We start from the raw sequence: 24,102 nt of genomic DNA, 5'->3' as shown, positions 1-24,102 counted from the left end.
GGTCGTTGACTGCACTGGCGGGCCGGCTCGTCACGCTGATTGACGTGCAGGCGGTCGCGCTCATCGAGTCGTTTTTCGAATACTCATCACATGAGGAATTGCTGGCGAGCGCCATCGATTTCGCGCTCGATCTGATTCTTTGCAACGGACACGTCACGACGCTCGACAGTTCGAACTCGATTGACGGAATGTGGGGAAAGTGTCGGCAACCGGCGAGCTCGACGCGACCGCGCCCGATAACCGGCGCTTATTTCATCGGCACGTTCGCGAGCACCGCCTGCGGGGGCTGATCGATGAAGATCGGCTGGCTAAGCTGCGGAGTGGGTACTTCATGTTTTTGATTGCTCATGAAGTTTGCAGTCCTTTGAATCTGAAAATGGGAGCCCGGCCTCGATCGTGCAAGCGATGGAAGCCCAGTGCGCAGTGCGCTGGCATCACGGTGGCCGGGTCAACACATTTGACACGTATTCGCGTCGAAATAACACCAAAGAAACGGAATCAAACCGATTCGATTTAGCGCTTGCACTTCGCGCCAGACGGGTTCGCGCTTGTTCGCTCGAACGCTCGCCACCCGCGCGGACGAGGCCACGCTCGTATCCGAGCGCGGATCTCGACTCGCGCGGGTGGTCCCGCGACACTCGGCAAAGTGTTGCTTACTGTTTCGCTACCGAAAACGCGTAAAGCTTGTGGTTGTCGCCGGCATAGGGCAGCCCGAGAATCTTGGTGTGATAGCCGGATCCCCAATAGACCGTGCCGTCGACGATCGCAGCACCGGACACGACGGCGCCACCGCTCTCGAAGCTCCACTTGATTTCGCCGGTCGACGCATCGAGTGCATACATGTTGGCGCCACTGCCCGCGAGCGAACCGGCATACACCACGCCGTTGGCCTCGGACATCGCAACGGTGTCCATCATCTGCTGCGGATCGGCGGTGCGCCAGAGTACCTTGCCGGTTGCAGCGTCGACTGCGGCCCAGATGCCGCCCTTGGTCGTCTTCGTCCCCGCCGGCGAGTTGACGTCGATGGACTCGTGATTCAGGTTGCCGATCGACACGTAGATGCGCTTGCCGTCGGCCGCCGTTCCCCACAGCATGCCGCCGAGCAGGCTGCCGGGGCCGACCTGGGTATGCCAGACGACCTTGCCCGTCTTCGGTTCAAGTGCCCAGTAGACGCCGCTCTTCTGGCCGGCACCGAGCAACGTGCGCTTGTGCCCGCCGACGGTCGTCGTGTACAGGTTGGGCCCCGAGCCGAAATCGTAGTCCGGGCCGTCGTCGTGGTCGTAGTTCGTCGACATGTCGGCCGACAGCGTACGGGTGGCCCATGCGATCTTGCCCGTCTTCAGGTTCAATGCAACGAAACTGTCGATATGATTGCCCGGTACGGCTGCCTTGCACTTCTCTTGCCCCGGATACCGGCAAACCCCTTCCGGAACGGTGAAGTTGTTGCCGGTCGTCACGTACAGCAAGCCGGTTTCATGATCGACGACCGCCGTGTTGCCCCAGACCGAACCGCCGGTGTAGCCCTCCGGAACCATGTACGTCTTCCACAGCAGTTTTCCGCTCGTCGCATCGAGCGCCACGACGCTGCCGCGATACTGGGGCGTCTCCTTCAGCGCCTCCGCGCGAGACGATACGCCGACGTACACGATCCCGTTGTCGATAACCGGCGAACTCGTAATGATGGCGGACTTGTCCGTGTCGACCTGCGTACGCCACAGCGGCGCGCCGTCTTCGGCCTTGATGCCCAGCATGTAGGCGCCGGTCGGATTGTTGGCAATCTGCGTGCCCTGGCCGATCACCAACGTGCCTTTCCAGTATGCGGGGCTGGTGCGCGACGCATCGTTGGGAATCTGGCTGTAGTCACTGACCTTCTTGTGCCACTTGACCTGTCCGGACGCGGCATCGACGGCCCATAGCGAGCCACCGAAGTCGGGAACATAGACGACACCACCGGCTACCGTCGGCGTGGCGGACACGTTACCGTCCGTCTCGACCGACCAGCGTGGCGCCAGCTTCGCCACGTTGCTCAGGCCGATCGCGCGTTCGCCCGCGGCGCTGCGGGTATTGCGCAGATTCTGCCCGGCCATCGGCCAGTCTCCCGCGCTTTGTGCGGCAGCGGGAGCCGCAACGATGAGGCTGCTGAGGATAGCGACGGCCGTCGCGATAGCCGGGTTGCGCCAGGATAGCGACAAAGCGCGCCGATCCGCGTCTTGCCTGTTGAAGACTCGTTTCATTTTCAGCTCTCCATAAAACAGCGATAGACAATCCCTGCCTTGCCACTACGCTCACTTTGGCGAGTCAGCGCATTCAAAATCGATCGATCATGCCGATCTGCACACCGCGCACCAGCGCACCGGGCCACGATGGCGGGAGCCCGGTTACGTTGACGCCACGCAGCGTGAAGGTCGCGTTGCCACGATTCCGCAACCAGCCCGCACTCGCGTACAGTTGCAACGTCTTCGATAGCCTGTAATCGCACATCGCACTGAACTGGTCCGCGTTGTTGTCCTTGCCGGAACGGTCGCGCACGTACGCATAGCCGAGCGAAGCATCGAGATTCGGCACGAACGCGTAGCGCAGCGATACCGCGAAACCATCGTTGTGATAAATCGGTGCACTGCCGCCCGCCCCGTTGAACCAGTCCGCAAACAAGGTGGCCTTGTCGATCCGATACGACACGCCGGCGAGATTCGCGCGCAATGCCCCGCTGCCGTGTGTCTGCTGGTGTCCGTAGGCGAGCCGCACCGGCCCGACCTGGTACGACACCGTTTCGAAGTTGCCTGCGAGCCCGTTGCCGTCGTTGTCGCTCGCCGCACGCAGCGACATCATCACCGTGGCGTCGAAGCCCGCGATGTTCGGTGACAGGTAGGTGATCGCATTGCTCGCGTAAGGCGTGATCTTCGAGAAGTTGTTCAGCCCGGACGCTATGGTTCCCGCGCCAAATGCATCGATCTCGCCTTTGAACGGGATATAGATCGGCGAGTATTGCCGCCCGACGCGCATTTCCCCCCAGGAGCCGCCCGCACCGATCCAGGCCTGGCGGTTGAACAGCGTGCCTGCCGTATCGAGCGTGCCATTGGCCGAGCCGAATCCGTTCTCGAGCACGAACAGAATGTTCGTCCCGCCACCGATCGGCTCGCTGCCGCGCAAGCCGATCCGCGAACCGCGATACGCCCCCGAGTCCATCCGCGCCACCCATCCCGCCCCCGGGTTCGTGATCTCGATGCTCGTATCGATGACGCCATACAAGGTCACGGATGACTGCGCCCACCCGAGGGACGGCGCAACGAGCAGGATGCCCAACGCACCGCACGCCTGCGCCCGTTGTCGAAAAACCGAACGAGCGCCGTTGCGCCGCTGCCGGAACCGCTTGACGCCGATCATCGCTGCCGTCTTCATCTATCGTTTCAGAACGTGTGCATCACGCCGACATACGTCGTGACCTGCGATTCGCCGTCGAGCGGATTGGTGGTCGGCGTCGCGCCCAGCGGCGTCGCGAATACCGAGAAATCCGAGTGGCTTCCGTTACGCACATAAGCCACCGTGCCGTAAAGGAAGGTGCGCTTGCTCAGGTTGTAGGTCGTGCCGAGCGCGTACAGCATCGCGTGGCCGGCCGGGTCATGCGTCGCGTCGCCATTGCCGCTGCGCACGCGGACGTAGTAGCCGGCGCCCGTCACCGACCATTGGGCATTCGCCTCCCATGTCGCACCGAGCCAGAAATGATCTGCGGTGTCCGCGAGGCCGGCCGGCGTGTCCGGCGCGGAATAGTGCGTCCAGGCCGTCTGAATCGTGAACTTCTGGATTCGCACGTTTCCGCCGACGAAATATTCACGGGAGCTCGTGAAGATGTTGCTGAACTTGCCGGTCGAATCGCGCAATTCGTCGTACATGCCGCGTACGTCGAAATACGGCGAGTGGTAGGTCAGCATGACGCCGTCCGAGCGGCCGAACTCACCCGATGCGCCGTTGTTGAAGCCGCTCGCCTGGTTGCCGAACGCGTATTGCGCCTGCACGTCGAAGCCATGGAAAACCGGGCTGTGGTATTCCACGTTATTGCTGGTCTGCTGCCAGTTGCGCCCGCGCACGAGGGATGCCGACGACACCGCCTGCTGCACGAACGGGTCGAACGCCCACACGCCATCGCTATCGATGAACAGGTTGCGCCCCGCCTGGAGCTGCCCCCACGTATCGTCTTTCAGGCCGACGTAGGCACGCCGCGAAAAGAGCCGCCCGCCTCCCGTCGTACCGTTCATCACTTGCAGCGCGGTTTCGAGATTGAATACCGTGGACAACCCGCCCCCCAGATCCTCGTTGCCGCGCAGGCCCAGCATGCTCGTGCCCCAGTCGCCTCCTTCCGCACTGAAGCGTGTGCCGGTCTGACCCGGTGCCGTCGTGACGTGGTTCAGGTATTCGAGCCCCGCATCGACGCGGCCATACAACGTCACGCTCGTTTGCGCCCACGCTGCCGGCATGAGCCCCCCCAACAACAAAGCAACCGAGATTCTCTTTCTCATCGTTCTCTCCGATGAATGCCGCCCCGACGTTCATCAAATGTTCACAGAGCTATCTTCGGCGACTGATCGCCTTTCATTTCACTTTGTATTACTAATGATCAATGGCATGCCTCTGCTGAAAGATCCGACCTTGAATCAACTGCCTGGAACCGATTGAAACGGCAGACCGAACCGGCCGGCCATGCGGGCAAGTTGCACGCTGTTGTCCGCTCCGAACTTCTGACGGAGTGTCGACTGATGGTTGGCCACGGTCTTCTGACTGATACCGAGTTTCTCGCCGATGGCGAGCAACGTATAACCCTGGATGAGCAGTCCCAGCACCTCGAACTCGCGCGCCGACAGCGCGCTGTCAATATGCCCCTCCTGAAACGCATCGCTCGCATGCAGCGCCTGTGCGACATCGGGACTCAGGAATCGACGCCCGCGCGCCACGGTGCGAACCGCATCGACCAGCACGTCGGGGGCACTGGTCTTGGTCACGTAACCGAGCGCCCCCGCGGCGAGCGAGCGGCGCACGAACATCGTTTCCTCACGGACACTGAATATCAGGATATGCGCTGCGCGCTCACGCGCAAGCATGCGGCGGATGGCCTCGATGCCACTCGGGCCCGGCAGCGACACTTCCATCACGACCACATCGGGCCGCAGCGCGCAGAAGGCGGGATAGGCCTCTGCTGCATGCCTGGCCTCACCGCATACGTAAAGATCGGATTCGAACTCGATCAGTCTTTTATAGCCTTCGCGCACGACCGCGTGGTCATCAACGAGCAATATGGAAAGGCGTGGGGGCACGTGGCGGGCCTCGTGTATCGAAATGTCCGACGTCTTAGCGTTTCGTCTGCACGCGTCACCGATCGCCACAATCTTGCCCCGTTTTTCCCCGGCCGAACATGCGGATTATGGAAATGTATCCATTCCATTCCCCCTTTCAGATCGATGTCGCCCTCAACAGATATCAAGGAAAACGTAATGATTTGCGATGAGGTCCGCTCGCGACGCGTGATTCTGGAGATCTGACTTTTCCTTTCCATGCCGGCGCGCGGCACAAATCGGGAAATCTTCCCGTGTGCAACCCGCGGCGCCTGTGTAATGCTCTTGTCGACCGGGCATCCAGCGATCGTCGCGCCACGCGAATGTACGACAGGGGAAGAACGATGTACCGATGCGAAAACCGCCCGGCCTCGCCGCGCTACCGGCGCCGTGTCTGTGTCGCGCTCTGCTGCGGCACGGTACTGGCAGGCGCATCGCTCGATGTCTCGGCGCAAGCCGCGCCGGCCGCGGCCGACGCAGACACGCTACTGCCGACGATCGTCGTCATCGGTACGACACCGCTGCTCGGTATCGGCACACCGCTTACGCAGGTGCCGGCAAACGTGCAAACCGTCCGCGCGAGCGAAATCGGGAACCAGCATCGTGCGACGCTCACCGACTACTTCGAAAAGAACCTGCAGAGCGTCGATATCAACGAAGCGCAGGGCAACCCCTGGCAGACCGACGTGAACTATCGTGGCTCGACGGCGTCGCCGCTGCTCGGCACGCCACAGGGCCTCTCCGTGTTTCTCGACGGCGTGCGCGTGAATGAGCCGTTCGGTGACGTGGTCAACTGGGATCTCATCCCGCCGGCGGCCATCGACACGATTCAGCTGATCCCTGGATCGAACCCCACCTATGGCTTGAACACGCTCGGCGGCGCCCTCGCGATTTCGACGAAGAACGGTCGCGCGCATCCCGGCGGTGAAGTCGAGATCAGCGGCGGATCCTGGGGGCGCAAGACCGCCCAGATCGAACAGGGCGGCACCATCGGCTCGAACCTCGACTACTACGTGACCGGCAATGTCGCGAACGACAACGGCTGGGCCGACCACAACTCGAGCAGGGTGCGCCAGGGCTTCGGCAAGCTGCGTTACACCGATTCGGATACGACGCTTTCGGTCTCGGCAGGCGGCGCGGACAATACCTTGCAGGGGTCGCAGACGATCCCGCGCTCGTTTCTCGACAACCGGCGCCAGGCCTACACGTACCCGGACCAGAACAAAAACAAGGCTGCCTGGGTCACGCTGTCGGGCGACCACTACTTCAACGACAACGTCGAGTTAAGCGGCAACGTGTATTACCGCCACTACGACAACACCAATATCAGCAGCAATAACAACAACAATTTCCAGCCCACCGATCCGAATTCGGCCGAAGGCACCAACGCGCTTTCCGACATCACGACCGATAGCTACGGCGCAAGCCTGCAACTGACGCTGCTTGGCAAGTTGCTGGCCATGAAGAATCAGTTCGTGCTCGGCGCGAACGCGGACCTGGCGAACTCGACGTATCTGGAGTCGCAACAGGACGCCTACTTCACGGCGACGCGTGCGACTGTGGGCATCGGCAACTACCAGCTCCAGACCAATGCAAAAACGCATAGCGCGAACTACGGGCTGTATTTCAGCGACACGCTCTCGCTCACGCCACAGCTCTCGGCCACGGTCTCCGGACGCTACGACTGGGCACGCGCCAATATCGGCGACGAAAGCGGCCAGCAGCCTGCGCTAGACGGGCATCACACGTTCTCTCGCTTCAATCCGGCCTTCGGCGTGAACTGGAACCCCACGCCGGCGCTGACCGTCTATGCGGCCTACAACGAGGGCATGCGCTCGCCTACCGTGATCGAGCTCGCGTGCGCGGATCCGAACGCACCCTGCTCGCTGCCGAACGACTTCGTCTCCGATCCGAACCTCCAGCCCGTGATCGCCAAGACCGTCGAAATCGGCGCGCGCGGGCGCATCGGCTCGGCGACGACCTGGAACATCGCAGCCTGGCGCACGACGCTTTCCGACGACATACAGTTCGTCAGCAGCGGCGCGAGCAGCCAGGGGTATTTCCAGAACGTCGGCAAGACGCGCCGCCAGGGCTTCGAAATGGGCGCGCACACGAAGTTCGGCCCGGTCGGCATCGGCGCGAACTATAGCTACGTGGACGCGACCTATCAATCGACCTTCGTCGAAAGCAGTCAGAGCAATTCGAGCGCCGATGCGAACGGCAACATCGTCGTGCGATCAGGCGACCGCATTCCCGGCATTCCTGCGAACACGGTGAAGCTGCGACTCGATTACACGCCCGTCTCGCAGGTCGATCTGGGCGCCAACCTCACATGGCGCGGCAGCATCTTCGCGCGCGGCGACGAGAACAACCAGGATACGAACGGCAAGATCGCGGGCTATTTCCTGATCGATCTCGATGCAACGTGGAATGTGACGAAACAACTGCAGCTCTTCGCGACCGTGACGAACCTGCTCAACAAGCAATACGCGAGCTTCGGCGTACTCGGCGAGAATTTCTTCAACGGACCGGGCCACACGTACGACCCCGCGAATCCCGTGAGCGAGCAGTTCGTCGGCGTGGGCGCGCCGCGTGGCGCGTGGGTGGGACTGCGCTATGCGTGGAAGTGACGGCACGGGCCCGCCCGATGCGCGACGACCGGCAGACATCGCGCCGCGCTGGTCGGGCGGCCCCTCGCAACAGCAGGCCGGCCGCTATTCGTCAGTGGAATCGCATCCGCGCGAGTGGCAAAAGGTTGTCGGCGGGCAACAAACGTAATCGTCTGTAAATCCTGCAAGCAAACAGCCATTTTGGCCGGTGTCGCACGTGCGCCGTTTGCTAGGATCGCGCCTCTTCCCTCCGCGCTCCTGCCGCCTTGAATCGCTTCGTGCCGCTTCTCCGAGATGCGTGGCGCCATTGCCGCGCCCGCGTCGTACCGTTCGCCGCCGCCAGCGGCGCGCGCATCCGCGCGCTGGGCGCCGGCGTGCTGCATCGCCTGCGTCATCCGACGCGCCGCGGCGTCGCGCTGACGCTCGCCGCGATACCGGTGCTGGGCCTGCTGGTACTGCTCGCATTCGTCCCGTTCACGCCGAGCATCGGCGACATCCGCAAGGCGCGCATCGACCGCCCCGCGCGCGTGCTGTCTGCCGACGGCCAGTTGATCGCCGAGTTCCGGCCGGTCAACCGCGAATGGGTGCCGCTCAAGCAGATCTCGCCGCACATGGTCGACGCGCTGATCGCGACCGAGGATCACCGCTTCTACGCGCATCACGGCATCGACTGGCGCCGCACGATCGCGGCCGGACTGCACACGTTCTCGGGCGATCGCCAGGGCGGCTCGACAATCACGCAGCAGCTCGCCCGCAACCTGTACCCGGACGAAGTCGGCCGCGCACCGACGCTCACCCGCAAGGTGAAGGAGCTGATCACTGCGTTCAAGATCGAGTCGGTGTACAGCAAGGACGAGATTCTCGAGACCTACCTGAACACCGTGCCGTTCCTGTACAACGCGTACGGCGTCGAAATGGCCGCGCGCACCTACTTCGGCAAGTCGGCCGACCAGCTCGACATCGTCGAAAGCGCGACGCTCGTCGGGATGCTGAAGGGCAACAGCTACTACAACCCGGTGCTGAATCCGGAACGCGCGGTACAGCGGCGCAACATCGTGCTCGACCGGATGGCGCAGATGCGCATGCTGACGCCGCAGCAGCTCGCGAAACTGCAGCGCCAGCCGCTGCGCGTCGACTTCGAGCCGCAGTCGGGTCAGCCCGGCCTCGCCCCGCACTTCGCGGTGCAGCTGCGCAAATGGCTGATCGCGTGGGCCGATCGCAACAACTACGATCTGTACTCGGATGGCCTCGTCGTACGCACGACGCTCGATGCGCGACTGCAGGACATGGCGACGCAGGCGCTGACGCGGCAGACCGAACGGCTGCAGGCGATCGCCGACAGCGCGTGGCGCGGCCCGTCCGGATGCGGGCTGCGCAACGACCTGTTCCGCGGCTTCATCCGTCAGACGCCGGAGTATCGCCAGGCCCGCGACACGGGGCTTGCCGATGTGCCGGCGCTGAAGCAGCTCGGCGCCAATCGGGAATTCATGCGCGCGCTGTGCGAGCACAAGACGCAGGTGCAGGCCGGCTTCGTCGCGATCGATCCGCGCAACGGCGCGATTCGCGCGTGGGTCGGCAGTCCCGATTTCGGCAGCGAGCCGTTCGATCACGTCTCGCAGGCGCGGCGCCAGCCGGGCTCGACGTTCAAGCCCTTCGTCTATGGCGCGGCGTTCGCGGACGGCATGCGGCCGGGCGATACGTTCGTCGACCGCCCCGTCGCGATCCCGGTCGACGGCCGCGCGGTGTGGCGCCCGACCGATGCGGAGCCGCCGACGGGCGAGCCGATGACGCTGCGCGATGCGCTCGCGCTGTCGCGCAACCGCATCACGGCGCAGGTGATGCAGCAGGAAGGTGCCGCGAAGGTCGCGCAGCTCGCGCGTGCGATGGGCGTGCGTGAAAGCCCGCTCGACGCGGTACCGTCGCTCGCGCTCGGCACGAGCCCCGTCACGCTGAAGGAGATGGTGTCCGCGTACGGCACGATCGCGAACCGCGGCGTGTACGTCGCGCCGCAGATGATCACGCGCATCGAGGATCGCGACGGCAAGGTGCTCGCCACCTTCGGCAGCGCGCCGCCCGAACGGGCGCTGCCGGCGCCCGCCGCGCAGACGCTGGTCGACGTGATGCGCGACGTCGTCGATCGCGGCACCGGTGCCGACATCCGCTCGCGCTACGGGATCCGCGTCGACGTCGCCGGCAAGACGGGCACGACGCAGGACAACGCGGACGGCTGGTTCATCCTGATGCATCCGCAGCTCGTGGCCGGCGCGTGGGTCGGCTTCGACGACGGCAGCGTGACGCTGCGCAGCGACTACTGGGGCGCGGGCGCGCACAGCGCGCTGCCGATCGTCGGCACGTTCTACGATGCGGCGCTGCGCGCGCGGGCGATCGATCCGCACGCACAGTTCTCGCCCGACTTCCGGCCGCGCAGCGCGCCGGCGCCGCGGCGGCGCACGCAGCATCCGGGCCTGCTCGACTGGCTGAAGTTGTTCCGCTGAGCGTGGGGCCGTCGGGTACGACGGCCGTCCGCTTTTACTGGCGCGTCGTCGTCGCGCGCCCGTCCGAATACAACCAGACGGCCACGCCATCGTCGCGCCATGCCGCGACCGGCTTGCCGTCGCGCCAGTTTTCCGCGATCGCGGCGCGGCGGACAGGCCACGACATCAGCAACGTGCGCGCGGCGTTGCCGTCAAACAGCGCGTCATCACCGATCCGCGTGTAACGGGCGGGATGCAGCACGGTGCCGTCCGCACGGAACACGGTCGCGCGCACGTCGTCGCCGTCCTCGTCCAGCACGGCGACCAGCCAGCCGTAACCAGAACCGAAGAACAGGCCGGCCAGGTCGTCGCTGCGCCCCAGCGAAATCGTCGTGCCGGCCTTCAGGTCGCAAATCGCGACATGCACCGGTTCCTCCGACAAGAGGCCGACCGCATAGCGCGTGAACAGCTCGCGCGGCACCGCCGCGTCATCCGGCAACCACGGCAGCGCCCACATGTTCACGAAATCGAACGGCGTCAGCGCGCGGCCCAGCCCGTCGACGATTGCGCAACGTCCGTCGCCGCGCCGCACGATGTGTCGAATCGCGCCAAGTTCGGTCACGGTCTCCGTCCGCTCGCCGTCGATCAGCCTGGCGATTTCCGCGTAACGCGGCTCGACGACCGTCCGGCCTTTCAGATCGACGAGGCCGACGTGATCGCCCCGCTGTGCGACGAACGCACCGCATTCGGACGACCATTCGAGCGACGTCCATTCGGGCTGCGCCCGCCATTGCCCGTCGCGATCGACCAGCCCCCAGTGCTCGCCTTCGCACACCGCCACGACGGTGCCGTTCACGAATTCCTGCGCATCGTCGAAACGCGGCGGGATCACCCATGCGCCGTTCGTGTCGACGAAGCCCCAGCGTTCGTCCAAGCTTGCGGACGCCAGCCCGTCGGAAAACTCGCCGAAGTTGTCGAGCAACGGTTCGAGCACCCACGTGCCGTCCGTGCGCACGAGCCCGAATCGCTCGCCAACACGCACGCACGCGATGTCACCCGTGAAGTCCCATACTTCGTCGAATGCCGGCTCGCGCACGACTCGCGCACCCGCCTCATCGGCGAGCAGCAGGCCGACCTGCCCGTCGCGTGCCACCCACAGCAACCGGTCGTCGTGCGCGCCGCTGCGCCACAGGTTCGTCCACGCCGGCGGCACGATCACGTCCCATGCGTCGTTGTTCTCACGTCGGACGCCCCACAGCCCGTTGCGCCCGCGAAAGCTGAACGTGTCGTAGTCGAGCCGGCGGCCATGTACCTCGCCGGCATCGAACATCTCGGCAAACGTCACGCCGCGCGGCGGCGCCTGACGGGCGAAATAGTGATGCGACACGCCGCCGAATCCGAAGCCCCACGCCCAGTCGCGCCAGTCGGGACGCACTTCGATCTCGAGCGCATCGCGCACGCCGCGCACATCGCGGAAGTCCATGCAGTTCGCGACCTGCCACCACAGGCGCGTGCAGGTGTCGCGCTCCTGGTCGATGAATTCGTCCGGCTCGCCACCATCGAGCCACGACAACTCGTCGAGATTCGCGGAAAACCGTGGCGCGCCATCCGCATCGCCGAGCGCGTCGATCGATTCGCCGAGATGGCGTACGAGCGCATCGAACTGGCGCGCGAGCGCCGGATCGTCACCGGGCAGCGGATACGCGACGACGAACGATGCGAGCCGGCTGAGGCGCGCATGCGCGGCCCGCGCATCGCTGGCGAGATTCGGCGTGCCCGCGTCGCCGAACACGCGCTGATCCGTAATCGCGTCGCCCGCGCCGCCGTCGGCGAGCAGCACGCGCCACAGCAGCGGAAAGTGATTGTTGGATTCCGCGAACTCGATCGTCCGCGCGTCGTCTCCATCACCGGCCTGGAGATACAGCCATGCTCGATTGCCCATCGGTCGAATCGCCCTCGTTGTCGTTGTATGGCGTCGGTTCGCTTGCCGTCAGTGTGCGGCGGATGCCTTCAGCAGCCGCAGGATCTCCGGCGTATCGGCGGCGTCCGCCAGCACTTTCGCGGACGGCGTCACGCCGGCATCGAGCAGGCGCTGCACGCCGTCGACACGACGCGCGTCGTCGCTCGACGTCAGGCTGTCGCCGACGATCTCGTCGAGCACACGAACGCGCGCTGTCGCACCGGTTCGAGTCCGGCAAAGTCCTTGTGCACTCGCGTTGCGCAACGCGCAACAGGTTCCGGCAGCACATCGAAGTCGGCCTGGCTCATGTCGAGCAAATGGTGGCCCGGGCTGAAGCCGCGCGCGATAAATGCACCGGCTCAATCGCAATAAATAGGTAGGTGGAAAAATTTCACGTGGCGCAATTATATTTCCGCCAATGAAAAAGACCGGTCCGCATAGTCGACCGGTCCTGCCAAACACGATCACTTCCCTGCAGCAGCCTCGATCGCGTCCGTGTCCCACTTCCCGCGCCGCGTTGCCTCGGCCAGCATGCCCAGGGTCAACGGGTGGCGTTTCGGTGGCCGGAGCCGCTTCACGAACAGCCCGATAAGGGACGACAGCAGTTCCTGACCTTCCGGGCCGAAATAACGCCGGTACGGGAACCCTTCGGCGTCGACGTTGAATGTCTTGGCCCAGTTGTCAATAAACTCGACACCGTCGAGGCCAGTCACGCCGAGATCCTCCTCAAGCCGCGTTTCCGGCTGGAGATTCAGCTTGCCGAACAGCGGCCGGCCAAGCTCCTTGCGAGTGAAGGCTTCAAAATGCTCCCAGGTATCGTCTTTCATGGCTCAGAACACCCGGTCTTCGGGCTTCACCGGTCGGTTATAGGTCGTCACGGTGTTGCGCATGATCAGGTAGGCATCGCGCGCCAGGAACACCTCGCCCACGATGGGAATCGTCCGGCCGACCCACGCACCGAGGCGGTGAGTGAACGAGATCCGTATCCCGGACAACCCGACGCCCGTGATCATCGGCAAGCGAAACGGCAACGTCTGGGGAAACAGTTTGCGGGCGGCAAGCGACGCGACGGAAGTGCCCGGCGTAGCCCCGACGAACTTGCCACCGACAGGGACGTCACCCTGACCGAGCAGCATTGCCGACGCGGCGGCCAGATCATCCAGGCCGAGCTGCTTGCGCGTCTCGTCGAACGCTACTAGGGCGAAGACGTCGACAGGACGCAAACTGTGCCAGGTCCCGTACGTGTATCGATTTTCACTCGTTCATTTTTCGCCTGAACCAGCAAGGGCGCTGCTCTCTCAGCGTGTACCTCCTGGGAGGGCGATACTTTACCGCATCGCCTAGAACAGCCCGGCCGGCACCTCCGCTCGGTCCCAGCTGTACACGATCAGTTCGCCGCACGCGGTATCGCGACCACCCTTACCGGGCACGGGCCCGCATCGACGGTCTCCCGGCCCGCCAGCGCCTTCACGGGCTCGGCGGCGAATCGCCGCTGCGCGCGACCGGATACAGTTCGATCCCGTTGACCTGGAAGCCCTGCATCGTCAGCATCACGACACCCGTCTTCGAATGCTTCGTCTCGAAGTTGCTGCCGGTAATCGACGTGACCTGATAGGGCGCGCCGATCGGCATCTTGATCAGCTCACCGCCCGGCACGTCGAGCACGCAGGCGCCCGGCGGCGCCTTGTCCGGGCCCTCGGTTTCCAGCTCGGCCTCGTGCGTCGGCGCCGTTTCGACACTCCATTGGCCGGCGTCGCGCACGCGCAGCACGATCTCGCCGCCCACTTTCTCGACGCGCAGCGTCGCGGGTTTGCCGGCCGCCGGCGCGTAATCGCCGAGCAGGGTATCGCAGCCAGTGCCGGCCCGCACGGACAGCGACGCGAGCAACAGCAGACAGAACAAGGGGGTACGCACGGCTGAAGCCTCTCTCTTCGAATTGTTGTGGGAATGTCCGGCGCGACGGCGCACGGCGGCGGCGACACGACCGATCGCCACCGGACGCCAATATAGCGAACACGGGCGACGTGCGCCAGCCGGCGCGGGCACATGCGACAGGCTGGGGAAACGGGAAGGTGTGGTGTGGCGCGGCGCGTGCCGGATGGGTCCACCCGGGCGAAGCGGAGCCGCTGCGTGCTGCGCCGCGCCGTCAGTCCGCCGTGTCGCCGCCCTTCGGCACCTTCGACCATGCCTTGCGCCCCGGCAACGGCGACCACCCCGGGCGGGTCTTGCGGGCGCTGTCGATCACGACCAGGTAGCGGCCCGCGATCGGCGTGATGTCGCGATCGCGACGCAGCACCCACAGCGACTTGCCGGCCTCGACGCGCGCCTGGTAATCGTCGTCGAGCAGGCCGTGCCGGTCGAAGAACGTGTTCAGCGACGCAGGAATCCGCACGCACCCTTTCGAGTGCCGGATGCCGAGCAGCGATTCGAGGCGATCGGGATCGGTCGCATGCATCTGGAAGCGCATCGGCGACACGCCGCCCTTGCCCCAGCCGCGCTCGCCGTCCACCCAGCCGAAGTCGTAGATGCGCATGTCGCGGCGGCCGTAGCCGCGAATGCCGTTCTCGTTCGTCGTGCCTTCCGCGCGGAAATCCATGTTGTCCGGCGAGTGATGGAACACGCCGAGCGGTGTCAGGAAATGGTCGTACTTGCCCGGCAGCCCGGTGCCGACCGGCGATGCACCGATCATCATCCACGCGTTGGCCGGCGTCGCGCGGAAGTAGATGAACAGCGCCTGCACGGTCGGCGCGCGATCGACCATCGCGATGTATTCGCCCGCGAGATCGCCGAGATCCGCATCGGCGAGCGCCTTCTGGAGCCGCTCGCCGTAGGCGCGCTGCTCGCTGGCCGGCACGTTCAGGCGCCGCGTGACTTCCTGCGTGAAGCGCTTGCGCATGTCGACCGCACGCGCCGTCGCATTTTTCGCCGCCTCCGCCGACAGTGGCGGATGCCGGCGCGGCGGTGTCGGCGCGGGGGGCCCAACCTCGCTGGCGGGTGTCGCGGAAGCGGCCGATGCAGGTGTCGCGGCGGAAGCGGCGGAAGCAGCGGAAGCGGCAGAGGCCGCCGATGCGCTCGATGCGCTCGATGCACTCGATGCACTCGATGCACTCGATGCGCCCGACGCTGGAGTGGCAGGTTGCGCAGGATGCGCACGCGATGCGGCAGGCGCGGATTGCGCCGCCGCGGCTCCCGACGATGCATGCGCCGACGCAGCGGCATGCGCACGGGAAGCCGCCGATGCGGGCGACTCGATTGATGAGGATGACGTAGCGGCAGGCGACGATGCGTCGGACGCTGCAAAGGCAGGCCGCTCGACCAGCACGGCGATCGGCAGCGCCGCCGCGAGCCAGATACACGCAGCGGCGACACGAGCAAGACAACGCGGCTTCGCAAATCGCCGCGTGAAGCTGAAAGGCATCATACGTTCGAAGCCATCGGCCGATCCGGCCGCCGCATGCTGCTGTGCGAGCGGCGCATCTTCCGCGCGAGCCATCGACACGTCCGGCGCACCGTGTGCGCCCGGCGCCGACGCCTCTTCGCGGCGGAGCCGTTCGCTGATGCAACGCGTGCGGTCCGATGGCGGCTAATGAGTCGTCAGGCCCTTCATTTTACGCGTCCGCGCAAGAATCGGCAGCGACGCCAATTGCGGTTTGACCGTGGATTTGCGCTTCGTCACGCTTTGTTTCAACTCGTTGCCGCCCGCTGGTTCGTTACGTGGCAATGTTGTTCGTTGGGCATTCGAGATCGATACAGGTAGCCGTGTGCTTCGCCAACGCGCGTGGCATCTTCAAATCGATTCGTATGCCAGATCATTCCCGATGCGCGGCACACGCCGTACGCACGATGCAATCGCCACCGCATCGCACGCATGCCGCACGAACCGTGCGACACGCGTACACCACCGCCGCCTACTTCGAGATGGCTTCGAGCGCGATGCCCTTCGTGCGCGGCCCCATGAGCCCGATCGCGGCCATCACGATCACCATCGCGCCCGCGATGAACGCGAACACGCCGAACGTGCCGAAGCCCTTCAGCACGGCCGCGATCACGAACGACGAGAAGATCGCCGAGAAGCGGCTCCACGAATAGACGAAGCCGACCGCCCGTGCGCGGATCGACGTCGGGAACAGCTCGGCCTGATACGCGTGGAAGCTGTACGACATGATGTTGCTGGCGAGCGTGAGGCCGATGCCGAGCACGATCAGGAAAGCACCCACCGTCGTCTGGCTGAACAGCAGCCCGCAGACGACGATCGCCGCCGCCATCGCGACGATCACCGACTTGCGCTCGAAGCGGTCGGCGATCACGAGGCCGATCAGCGGGCCGATCGGCGCGGCGAGCGCGATCACGCTCGAATACATCAGGCTCGACGTGATCGTGATGCCCTGCTTGATCAGCAGCGTCGGCACCCAGTTCGCGAAGCCGTAGAAGCCGACCGTCTGGAACACGTTGAAGATCGTCATCATGATCGTGCGGCTGCGATACGGCTGCACCCACATGTCGCGGAAGCTGCCGCGCGGCGGCACGGGCTCGGCGGGCGCGGGCGGCGGCAGCGGTCGCCCGTATTCGGCTTCGACCTTCGCCTCGAGCGCGCGCATGATGCGGTCGGCTTCGTCGACCCGGCCCTGCTGCGCGAGCCAGCGCGGGCTTTCCGGCAGTTCGCGGCGAATCCACCACACGAACAGCGCGCCGTGCGCGCCGATCAGCACGACCCAGCGCCAGCCATCGAGGCCGAACGGCGCATGCGGCACGAGCAGGTACGCGAGGAACGCGACCACCGGCACCGCGACGAACCCGACCGCCTGCTCGCACGCGAACGCGCGGCCGCGGATCTGCTTCGGGACGAGCTCGGAGATGTACGTGCCGATCGTCACCATCTCGACGCCCAGGCCGAGACCGACGACGAAGCGCCAGAAGTTCAGCCCGGCGGCGGTGTCCTGGAACGCCATCACGACGTTGGCGGCCGTGTACCACAGCAGCGACCACGTGAAGATCGCGCGGCGGCCGAAGCGGTCGGCGAGGAAGCCGCACGCGATCGTGCCGATGAAGAGCCCGGAGAACAGCGCGGCGATGAAGCTCGCGACGCCCGTGGTGCCGAACAGGCCGTGCGTCGTCGCCGACAGGATCCCGCTTTTCACGAGGCCGGGCGCAACGTAGCCGCTATAGAGCAGGTCGTAAAGCTCGAAGAAGAAGCCGAGGCTCAGCAGGACGACGAGCTTCCAGACGGTTCGTGTAGGCGGCAGGCGGTCGAGGCGGGCCGAGATGGAGCCGGGGTCGATCGCCGCGGGGCGGGCGGCGCCCGCTGCGGCGAGCGGGTCGGGCTGGGTGGATGCCATGGTGGCAAGTCTCCGGATGCTTGATTGTCCTGGCGCTACCAGAGCGGTGCTGGCGAGCGGCTTCGCGCATTTTAGCGAGGCGAGCGGCGGAACACATCAGTCGACTGACACACGGGAGCGGCTGTGATCCAGCCGGGCCGCCCTCACTGGCGAATGGAGCACAACGTCATACGGGCTTCACGGCAGGCCAATCGACGCTTTCCACGTCCAGAAATTCGACGCCCTCGATGCCACGCCTGATAGCCTCGTCGCGAAAATCCCCGGAGCAGATCAGCGAATTGCTGCTTCCAACCATGCCGACCAGCTTGAAGACCGGGCATGAAAAATCGCCGGAAACAACCAGCTTTCTGATTCTCTCGATGCCGCCGAACTTTCCGATCACAAACGCCGACTCGCCGCCATCCACCTCTTCGGATTGAAAGCTCGGGAAGATCGACACGCAATAGTCCCTTCCGGAAACCCGCTCTCCCGCCAAAGACAGAATCTCGACCGGCGCGACATCAACCATCGGGACGCTCAGCGCGGAGAGGACAGCCCCGAATCTCTCACTGATCAGGTAATAGAAACCCAAGTCGCTGCGAACGTCAAAATCGCACCGAGCCTCTTCGGTGATGAAAACCACACCGTCGGGAAACGGTTCGTGTGCCTTCCTGCGCGACGGATTGGCATACCACGGGAAATATCCCACTTCGACGCGCTTGGCATCCGGATAGTACCGGTCATACAACGCCCCATTGAGCATGCCGGCCGGGCAGCCTGGCGCTGAACGTTGAGACAGAACGTAATACTTCACGATGGATCGCCCCTTGCTTGGCACACTCGGGTGTTGCCGATCTCCGGTATCGCCGACAACACGCTTGCTTGATCTGGCCTCAACCGGCCGGCGGGACACCCGGCGTGAACCGGACGCCTTTCTTCGCGGCGCGCAGGACGGCATCGGCCAGTTGATCCCCGACGACAATGTAGGTCGGGGAATCGGATTGCCGACCGATTCCGATGGCCGGGAAATCGGGGCGCAGGACCATCTTTTTGAAGCCGACCTTGGCGTCAGGAAACCCGTGGATTTTCACCATGATCGGCTCGGAAGCATCGTGATCGACCGCATCGACTTTCCGCAGCGGGTTGAGCAGAAAGTACGCGCCATCGATAGCGCCGCCGCTCGAGCCGATGACGGCCGGGATGAACTGAACATCGTCGTCGTTCACCAGCGCCTCGATCGCAACACGCACCGCCTCACTGACGAGCGGAATCAGGATGTCCGACCAGATGACGCCGTAATCCCCGATCTTTGACCACCCGCTTCGTGGTAGCTCGAACGATAAAGGGGCTGGCGTTGCGACGCGCTTTCCCGCCTGCCACTCGAAACGATCCACGCCGTTTTTTGCGTCGTCGTAGCGTGCCATCCGGCTTTCCGGATAGTCCGCCTCCGTGGTCCAGATTTTCGTCATCTTTCACCGTATCCGTTTCATGCGGATCGATCCAGTGCATGCGCCGACCGGGCATCCCTGCTCGCTTTTCTCCAGCAAAGCAAAATGCTTCGTGCAAGCGCCCCGATTCAATCGATACCGAAGCCAGTCATATTCAGCGCTACCGGCGACAGGATGAACGACGTGCCATCCGCGTCCTGCTTGACGTGCCAGAGAGCCAGACCATACGTCCACAATTTGCCGGCGATCGCCAGGTACTCGTCCGCTCCGTTGGCAAGCATTCCGCCCAATACAAACGGAGGAAGCCACATCAGCTCGATACGGCCATCTCCCCTCCAGCCTTCCTGAAGGAACCGCTCGCGTGCGAGTTGTTCATACGGCGCCGGATCGCTCAGGAATTCGCTGGCAGGGCGACAGAAATTCAGGTTATCCACCCACTCGTACGCATAGCAAAAGAAGTTGCCCAGCGCGTCCGGGGGATACGGAATGACATCGCTTTTATTGATGGAATAGCCCATGCATCACACCCTCAACCTGATTCGAGTCCCGAAGCGAACGCGTTTCGCTTCACTCATATTGCGTCAGCTCCAACCGGATCGACGCCAGCAGATCCCGCGGCAATACAAGCTGCCCGTTGTCTGCCGGCGCCGGAAAAACCGCGCATAGCCTTTGATCTTTCTCCATTCCGGGCAGCCAGCGCGACAAGAACGCGTCGAGCGGAATCGCTTCCGCATGAAAGCCCGTCCATGCGTCATCGGCACATAGCGCCGCGAAGTCCTGCTCGGGCCAAAACGGAATCGCCATGCGGCCCTCTGCGGTTGCGGTCGCCCACCCCGTATCGAACAGGCCCCAGACGACTTCCGAGTCGGCAATCTTGCGAATGAAGTAATCGAGCCGTGCCTGAGCATCGAGCCGCAGAACGCTTTCGATCTTCTGTGGATGAAGCGCCATCACTCGCCTCCGTCTCGACGTCGGGTCTGACGGACATCGGCCGCGAGCTTGCCCGGGTGCGGAATCGCGTTAGCCACCGGCACCGGCCGGCTGACGTTAACGTCGCCGCGCGCACTGAAACCTTCGCCGAACGGCACGACATCGGCCGGATCCGCATCGGACGGCCACGGCGGTGTCGACTCATCCGCCGCGCTCGAAGGAAGGGTTTGATCTGCCACGCTCTCAGGATGCTTTTCGTTGTTCGTGTTTCGACGCTCGGCGAATGTGCCGCGTCTCGTGCTCCGGACGACCTGCCGGTGACTCGCGGGATTGTACGACGACCGGACGGCCGGACAATGTCCGGCCACCCGTTCCCCTGCATCTGGCAGCGACTCATGCCCCGTTTGTCCGGTTCGACCGCGCGCCGGCTTTATGTAAATTTCGTAACCGTCTGTCCCGCCGCCGGCCATCGCCCGCGGCCAAAAATGCACCCGTTCCGGCGCAATTCGGTCGACACACCCGCCGTAAAACGGTGCAAACAGCCCATCCCGCCGTGTGTCCCCCTTTTCGGCCACCGCGACACCACAGATGCACATTCGGGAGTCGTTCACCTCCGCGCCCCGGTAACATGCTACCGGGCCAACCACCGGCTTCCGGGCGCCTTTCGGCGACCGGCATTGTCGGCCAATCGTAAGCATTCCATGTCCATACAACGACTATCCCTCTACACGCGCCGGATCGCGCTGATCGCGCTGCTGCAGTTCGCGGCGATCGCGACCGCGTCGGCGTTTCCCGGGGCCGCCTCGGCCCCGATGGCGAGCGGCGTCGGCGCCCCCGTCCCGGCCATCTCGTTGAGCGACGCCATCGCGCAGCTCAAGCAGATGCAGGCCGAGCAGGACCGCATCAAGCAGCAGACCTCGACCGCATCGAGCAGCAAGGAGCTGGACGCGCTCGGCGACGCGGCGCAGGAGCTGAGCACCGACGTCGAGAAGCTGCAGAGCGATCTCGTTCCGCAACGCGCGCAGGTCCAGGCGCAACTCGACGTGCTCGGCCCCCCGCCTGCCGAGGGCGCCGCGCCGGAAACGCCGGCCGTCGCGAAGCAGCGGGCAACGCTGAACGCGCGCAAGCTGCAACTCGATGCGGCGCTGAAGCAGACCGCCGACCAGAAGACCAACCTCACGAACCTGAACGAACAGTTCGCGAAGCTGCACCGCGGCCTGCTGAAGAACCAGCTCGCGTTCCGTTCGGGCGGCATTTTCAGCGCGCAGTTCTGGCTGCCGCTGTTCCATGTTTCGCCGGACGACGCCCAGCGGCTCGGGGACTTCGACGAAGAAATGCTCGACATGCTGCGCTCGTCGTGGGTGCCCGGACAAAAGACGATCACCACGCTGCTGCTGATTGCCGCGTTCGCGGCATGGCTCGGCGGCCGCCGGCTCATCGAGCGCGGGCTCGCCTGGTTCTGCGTGAACCGCCTGCCGGCCACCCGCCTGCGCCGCAGCGCGCTGGCGTTGTCGACCGCGCTGTCGACCCTGCTGGCCACCGCCATTGCCGTTCAGATCTTCTACCTCGCCGTGGCGCGCCATTACGAACTCACGCCAGGCCTGACCGATCTGTGGGACCAGTTCGCGAAACTTGCCGCGACCTGTGCGCTGATCGCGGGGCTCGGCCGTGCGCTGCTCTGCACGAAGCATCCGTCGTGGCGCCTGCCCGCGCTCGCCGATCCCGTCGCTCGCGCGATGAAGCCCTTCCCGGGCATCCTGGCCGCGCTGCTGCTGATGTCCGGCACGCTCGAATCGATCAACCGGATCGTCGACACCAGCCTGTCGGTCACGCTGTTCGGCCGCGGTATCGTGTCGCTCGTCGTCGCGCTGACGGTCGGCGCGTCGCTGCTGCGCTCGAACCGCGCGCGCAGCGCGCTCGCGGCCGCCGGCGAAGCGCCCGAGCAGCGCTCGACGCTCGCCGGGCTGATCCATGCCGCCGTCACGCTGGCCATCGTCGCGGCGCTGATCGCGCTCCTGATCGGCTACATCACGGTCGCGCGCTTCATTACCTACGAGCTCGTGTGGTTCGAGATCGTGCTGGGCGCCACCTATATCCTGATCCAGTTGATGCGCGACGCGAGCGAAAGCCTGTTCTCGTCGAGCCTGTCGACGGGCCAGCAGATCAAGCACCTGTTCGCACTCGAAGACCGGCACCTCGACCAGGCCCGCACGGTCCTGTCGGGTTTCAGCACCAGCCTGCTGATGCTGATCGCTGCCATCGCGCTGCTGACGGGCGGGTTCGGCACGACGCCGGGCGACCTGCTCGACAGCGCGGTCGCGATGATCGGCAGCCAGCGGCTGCAGAGCCTGAACATCATGCCCGACCGGATCATGAACGCCGTGATCGGGTTCGCGATCGGCTTCTACCTGCTGCGCTCGCTGCGCCGCTGGCTCGACAGCGAGTTCATGCCCGCGCTCGGCATGGATACGGGGATGCGCGTGTCGCTGATCACGCTGTTCACCAACGTCGGCTATGTGCTGCTCGTGCTGATGACGCTCGGGCTGCTCGGCGTCAGGTGGAACAACCTCGCGTGGATCGTCAGTGCGTTGTCGGTGGGTATCGGTTTCGGCCTGCAGGAGATCGTGAAGAATTTCGTGTCGGGGCTGATCCTGCTGACCGAGCGCCCGGTGAAGGTGGGCGACATGATCAGCATCTCGGGCGTCGAAGGCGATATCCGCCGCATCAACGTGCGTGCGACCGAAATCCAGCTCAGCGACCGCTCGACCGTGATCGTGCCGAACTCGCAACTGATCTCGCAGAACCTGCGCAACGTGACGATGGGCAACAGCACGCAGGGCGTCGCGACGCTGGTGCTGACGTTCCCGCTGAACACCGATCCCGAGCAGGTGCGCGACCTGCTGCTCGATGCGTATCGCTCGCATGACGCGATTCTCGAGAAGCCGGCGCCGTCGGTCACGTTCAGCCAGCTCACCCCGGACGGCATCACGCTGAGCGTGACGGGTTACGTGTCGAGCCCGCGGATCGCCGGTTCGACGAAGAGCGATCTGCTGTTCGAGATCCTGAAGCAGTTGCGCGCAGCGGGGATCACGCTGTCGAGCCCGCAGATGCTGGTCGTGCAGAACATGCCGGTGGTGGAGCCGTGATGCACGTTCCGCGCCGCGCGCGTTCGCGCTAGGCAAGCTGTCCGCGGTCGATGCGCAGGTTCGCGACATCGTCCCCGGACACCACCCATTCATGTCCGGCCTGCGTCATGAATGCGATGGCGCCGCCCGCGCGCCGGGCGGCGACGAACGGATCCGACGTCGTCGACATCACGACCCAGTCGACGCGGTGTCCCGTCCGCTTGTAAAAGAAGCCGTACGACCCGTGCGACGCACCCTCGCCGCCCGCATAGGTCGCCCCGTCGATCTCGATCGAAAATCGCTCGAACGCATCGGTGACCTCCGATGGGTCGATCTCGATTGCCTCATCCAGATCCAGCCGCGAACCGGCTATCGTGTAGCCGATCACGCGTGTCCGGCTGAACGCAATGCAATCCGCTTGAAAGAGCGATTCATCCCGTATCAGGTCGGCGAGCGTATCCATTCATCTTCCCCGTCTCGATCCGGTCAGTCGATCGTGACCGTCTCCGGCCAGCCATAGACGATCTCGTCGTTCTGCACGTCATCCTCATCGCACCGGATCGTGATCAGGTTTCCGCTGGGATCCAGGACGTGCGCTGCGTAGCCGGCCCGCATGCGCGCGATCTCCGTGAACGTCGCACCGATCTCCTTCAGATGCCGGCAAAAGACACCAAAGTCCTTTTCGACCCAGATCTGCAGGATCGAGATGCCGCTGACCGGATCGCGCTTCTCCCGATAGACGAACAGGCCGGCTCCGGCGTCGCCCCCGAACAAGACTTCGTGGTCGTCTACGACCTGAAAGCCCAGGCCACGCCCATAGAAGTCCACCATGGCCCGGATGCCCTTCGGCTTCACCGGAATGACAAACCTGACCTTGCTCTTGATGTCGCCCATCTCGTCTCGCTTGCTTGCAGTTG

General features: G+C 64.7%; 20 protein-coding genes and 2 pseudogenes. 4 read left to right on the top strand and 18 right to left on the bottom strand.

The features are described from left to right. The first annotated feature begins 5 nt into the window (after positions 1 to 5). Entirely contained in the window at positions 6 to 290 is a 285-nt protein-coding gene (locus ACN8ZM_RS17450) for a hypothetical protein (RefSeq protein ID WP_420211866.1), read from the top strand. 363 nt (positions 291 to 653) lie between these two features. Here ACN8ZM_RS17450 and ACN8ZM_RS17445 read toward each other — a convergent pair whose 3' ends face one another. From ACN8ZM_RS17445 to ACN8ZM_RS17430, 4 genes are all read right to left on the bottom strand, one after another. After that, positions 654 to 2,087 (bottom strand): PQQ-binding-like beta-propeller repeat protein, encoded by a 1,434-nt coding sequence (locus ACN8ZM_RS17445; protein WP_301769646.1) that lies wholly within the window; start codon positions 2,085 to 2,087, stop codon positions 654 to 656. 220 nt (positions 2,088 to 2,307) lie between these two features. Then, on the bottom strand, positions 2,308 to 3,384 hold the full coding sequence (locus ACN8ZM_RS17440; protein WP_420212631.1) for a porin: 1,077 nt from the start codon (positions 3,382 to 3,384) through the stop codon (positions 2,308 to 2,310). Between the two features lie 23 nt (positions 3,385 to 3,407). Then, complete coding sequence (locus tag ACN8ZM_RS17435; RefSeq protein ID WP_043180757.1) at positions 3,408 to 4,514, bottom strand: porin; 1,107 nt, start codon at positions 4,512 to 4,514, stop codon at positions 3,408 to 3,410. Positions 4,515 to 4,649: 135 nt separating this feature from the next. After that, positions 4,650 to 5,306 carry a response regulator gene (locus ACN8ZM_RS17430; RefSeq protein WP_420211865.1) on the bottom strand — a complete coding sequence of 219 codons (657 nt, stop codon included), beginning with the start codon at positions 5,304 to 5,306 and terminating at the stop codon, positions 4,650 to 4,652. A gap of 362 nt (positions 5,307 to 5,668) precedes the next feature. Between ACN8ZM_RS17430 and ACN8ZM_RS17425 the strand changes: the two genes are divergently transcribed. Further along, positions 5,669 to 7,954: a TonB-dependent receptor gene (locus ACN8ZM_RS17425; RefSeq protein WP_420211864.1), complete on the top strand. Its 2,286-nt coding sequence runs from the start codon at positions 5,669 to 5,671 to the stop codon at positions 7,952 to 7,954. A gap of 245 nt (positions 7,955 to 8,199) precedes the next feature. After that, positions 8,200 to 10,428 carry a penicillin-binding protein 1A gene (locus ACN8ZM_RS17420; RefSeq protein ID WP_420211863.1) on the top strand — a complete coding sequence of 743 codons (2,229 nt, stop codon included), beginning with the start codon at positions 8,200 to 8,202 and terminating at the stop codon, positions 10,426 to 10,428. Positions 10,429 to 10,462: 34 nt separating this feature from the next. Here the strand turns inward: ACN8ZM_RS17420 and ACN8ZM_RS17415 are convergent, their stop codons facing one another. From ACN8ZM_RS17415 to ACN8ZM_RS17360, 12 genes and pseudogenes are all read right to left on the bottom strand, one after another. Continuing rightward, positions 10,463 to 12,349, bottom strand: a complete 1,887-nt coding sequence (locus tag ACN8ZM_RS17415; protein WP_420211862.1) for a WG repeat-containing protein — start codon at positions 12,347 to 12,349, stop codon at positions 10,463 to 10,465. Positions 12,350 to 12,397: 48 nt separating this feature from the next. Then, complete coding sequence (locus tag ACN8ZM_RS17410) at positions 12,398 to 12,568, bottom strand: hypothetical protein (protein WP_420211861.1); 171 nt, start codon at positions 12,566 to 12,568, stop codon at positions 12,398 to 12,400. Positions 12,569 to 12,831: 263 nt separating this feature from the next. After that, positions 12,832 to 13,194: a DUF1493 family protein gene (locus tag ACN8ZM_RS17405; protein WP_420211860.1), complete on the bottom strand. Its 363-nt coding sequence runs from the start codon at positions 13,192 to 13,194 to the stop codon at positions 12,832 to 12,834. Positions 13,195 to 13,197: 3 nt separating this feature from the next. After that, positions 13,198 to 13,626, bottom strand: a pseudogene (locus tag ACN8ZM_RS17400) (STM2901 family protein); the annotation flags it as partial. 208 nt (positions 13,627 to 13,834) lie between these two features. Further along, positions 13,835 to 14,281, bottom strand: coding sequence for a hypothetical protein (locus ACN8ZM_RS17395; protein ID WP_420211859.1), 447 nt, complete (start codon positions 14,279 to 14,281; stop codon positions 13,835 to 13,837). 232 nt (positions 14,282 to 14,513) lie between these two features. Continuing rightward, positions 14,514 to 15,844 (bottom strand): annotated as a pseudogene (locus tag ACN8ZM_RS17390) (hypothetical protein). Between the two features lie 431 nt (positions 15,845 to 16,275). Further along, a complete protein-coding gene (locus ACN8ZM_RS17385; protein ID WP_420211858.1) occupies positions 16,276 to 17,703 on the bottom strand; it encodes an MFS transporter in 1,428 nt (475 codons plus the stop codon). 166 nt (positions 17,704 to 17,869) lie between these two features. Continuing rightward, positions 17,870 to 18,496 (bottom strand): hypothetical protein, encoded by a 627-nt coding sequence (locus tag ACN8ZM_RS17380; protein ID WP_420211857.1) that lies wholly within the window; start codon positions 18,494 to 18,496, stop codon positions 17,870 to 17,872. A 79-nt stretch (positions 18,497 to 18,575) separates the two neighbouring features. Further along, the gene (locus tag ACN8ZM_RS17375) at positions 18,576 to 19,151 is read right to left on the bottom strand and encodes an imm11 family protein (protein WP_420211856.1); all 576 of its coding nucleotides are present in this window, start codon (positions 19,149 to 19,151) and stop codon (positions 18,576 to 18,578) included. A 107-nt stretch (positions 19,152 to 19,258) separates the two neighbouring features. Further along, the gene (locus ACN8ZM_RS17370; protein ID WP_089451873.1) at positions 19,259 to 19,648 is read right to left on the bottom strand and encodes a hypothetical protein; all 390 of its coding nucleotides are present in this window, start codon (positions 19,646 to 19,648) and stop codon (positions 19,259 to 19,261) included. 49 nt (positions 19,649 to 19,697) lie between these two features. After that, positions 19,698 to 20,081, bottom strand: a complete 384-nt coding sequence (locus ACN8ZM_RS17365) for a DUF2750 domain-containing protein (protein WP_420211855.1) — start codon at positions 20,079 to 20,081, stop codon at positions 19,698 to 19,700. After that, on the bottom strand, positions 20,081 to 20,671 hold the full coding sequence (locus ACN8ZM_RS17360; RefSeq protein WP_420211854.1) for a hypothetical protein: 591 nt from the start codon (positions 20,669 to 20,671) through the stop codon (positions 20,081 to 20,083). The genes ACN8ZM_RS17365 and ACN8ZM_RS17360 overlap by 1 nt, the downstream gene beginning before the upstream one ends. Before the next feature lie 90 nt (positions 20,672 to 20,761). Here ACN8ZM_RS17360 and ACN8ZM_RS17355 point away from each other — a divergent pair, with 90 nt between their 5' ends. Further along, positions 20,762 to 23,206 carry a DUF3772 domain-containing protein gene (locus ACN8ZM_RS17355; protein ID WP_420211853.1) on the top strand — a complete coding sequence of 815 codons (2,445 nt, stop codon included), beginning with the start codon at positions 20,762 to 20,764 and terminating at the stop codon, positions 23,204 to 23,206. 28 nt (positions 23,207 to 23,234) lie between these two features. Here the strand turns inward: ACN8ZM_RS17355 and ACN8ZM_RS17350 are convergent, their stop codons facing one another. Continuing rightward, the gene (locus tag ACN8ZM_RS17350) at positions 23,235 to 23,648 is read right to left on the bottom strand and encodes a hypothetical protein (RefSeq protein WP_420211852.1); all 414 of its coding nucleotides are present in this window, start codon (positions 23,646 to 23,648) and stop codon (positions 23,235 to 23,237) included. Positions 23,649 to 23,671: 23 nt separating this feature from the next. Further along, positions 23,672 to 24,079 carry a VOC family protein gene (locus ACN8ZM_RS17345; protein WP_420211851.1) on the bottom strand — a complete coding sequence of 136 codons (408 nt, stop codon included), beginning with the start codon at positions 24,077 to 24,079 and terminating at the stop codon, positions 23,672 to 23,674. Positions 24,080 to 24,102: the final 23 nt, after the last annotated feature.

Source organism: Burkholderia aenigmatica, from assembly GCF_048627025.1.
Classification (GTDB): domain Bacteria; phylum Pseudomonadota; class Gammaproteobacteria; order Burkholderiales; family Burkholderiaceae; genus Burkholderia; species Burkholderia aenigmatica.
The sequence above is the reverse complement of the archived record's forward strand: the minus strand, read 5'-3'. Positions and strand labels throughout refer to the sequence as shown.

Bases quoted from the DNA above. Each gene is read 5' to 3' on its own strand.
- ACN8ZM_RS17425 (WP_420211864.1), top strand. From the start codon at position 5,669: ATGTACCGATGCGAAAACCGCCCGGCCTCGCCGCGCTACCGGCGCCGT.
- ACN8ZM_RS17365 (WP_420211855.1), bottom strand. From the start codon at position 20,081: ATGGCGCTTCATCCACAGAAGATCGAAAGCGTTCTGCGGCTCGATGCT.
- ACN8ZM_RS17375 (WP_420211856.1), bottom strand. From the start codon at position 19,151: ATGACGAAAATCTGGACCACGGAGGCGGACTATCCGGAAAGCCGGATG.
- ACN8ZM_RS17440 (WP_420212631.1), bottom strand. From the start codon at position 3,384: ATGATCGGCGTCAAGCGGTTCCGGCAGCGGCGCAACGGCGCTCGTTCG.
- ACN8ZM_RS17445 (WP_301769646.1), bottom strand. From the start codon at position 2,087: ATGGCCGGGCAGAATCTGCGCAATACCCGCAGCGCCGCGGGCGAACGC.
- ACN8ZM_RS17350 (WP_420211852.1), bottom strand. From the start codon at position 23,648: ATGGATACGCTCGCCGACCTGATACGGGATGAATCGCTCTTTCAAGCG.
- ACN8ZM_RS17345 (WP_420211851.1), bottom strand. From the start codon at position 24,079: ATGGGCGACATCAAGAGCAAGGTCAGGTTTGTCATTCCGGTGAAGCCG.
- ACN8ZM_RS17435 (WP_043180757.1), bottom strand. From the start codon at position 4,514: ATGAGAAAGAGAATCTCGGTTGCTTTGTTGTTGGGGGGGCTCATGCCG.
- ACN8ZM_RS17385 (WP_420211858.1), bottom strand. From the start codon at position 17,703: ATGGCATCCACCCAGCCCGACCCGCTCGCCGCAGCGGGCGCCGCCCGC.
- ACN8ZM_RS17370 (WP_089451873.1), bottom strand. From the start codon at position 19,648: ATGGGCTATTCCATCAATAAAAGCGATGTCATTCCGTATCCCCCGGAC.
- ACN8ZM_RS17415 (WP_420211862.1), bottom strand. From the start codon at position 12,349: ATGGGCAATCGAGCATGGCTGTATCTCCAGGCCGGTGATGGAGACGAC.
- ACN8ZM_RS17405 (WP_420211860.1), bottom strand. From the start codon at position 13,194: ATGAAAGACGATACCTGGGAGCATTTTGAAGCCTTCACTCGCAAGGAG.
- ACN8ZM_RS17355 (WP_420211853.1), top strand. From the start codon at position 20,762: ATGTCCATACAACGACTATCCCTCTACACGCGCCGGATCGCGCTGATC.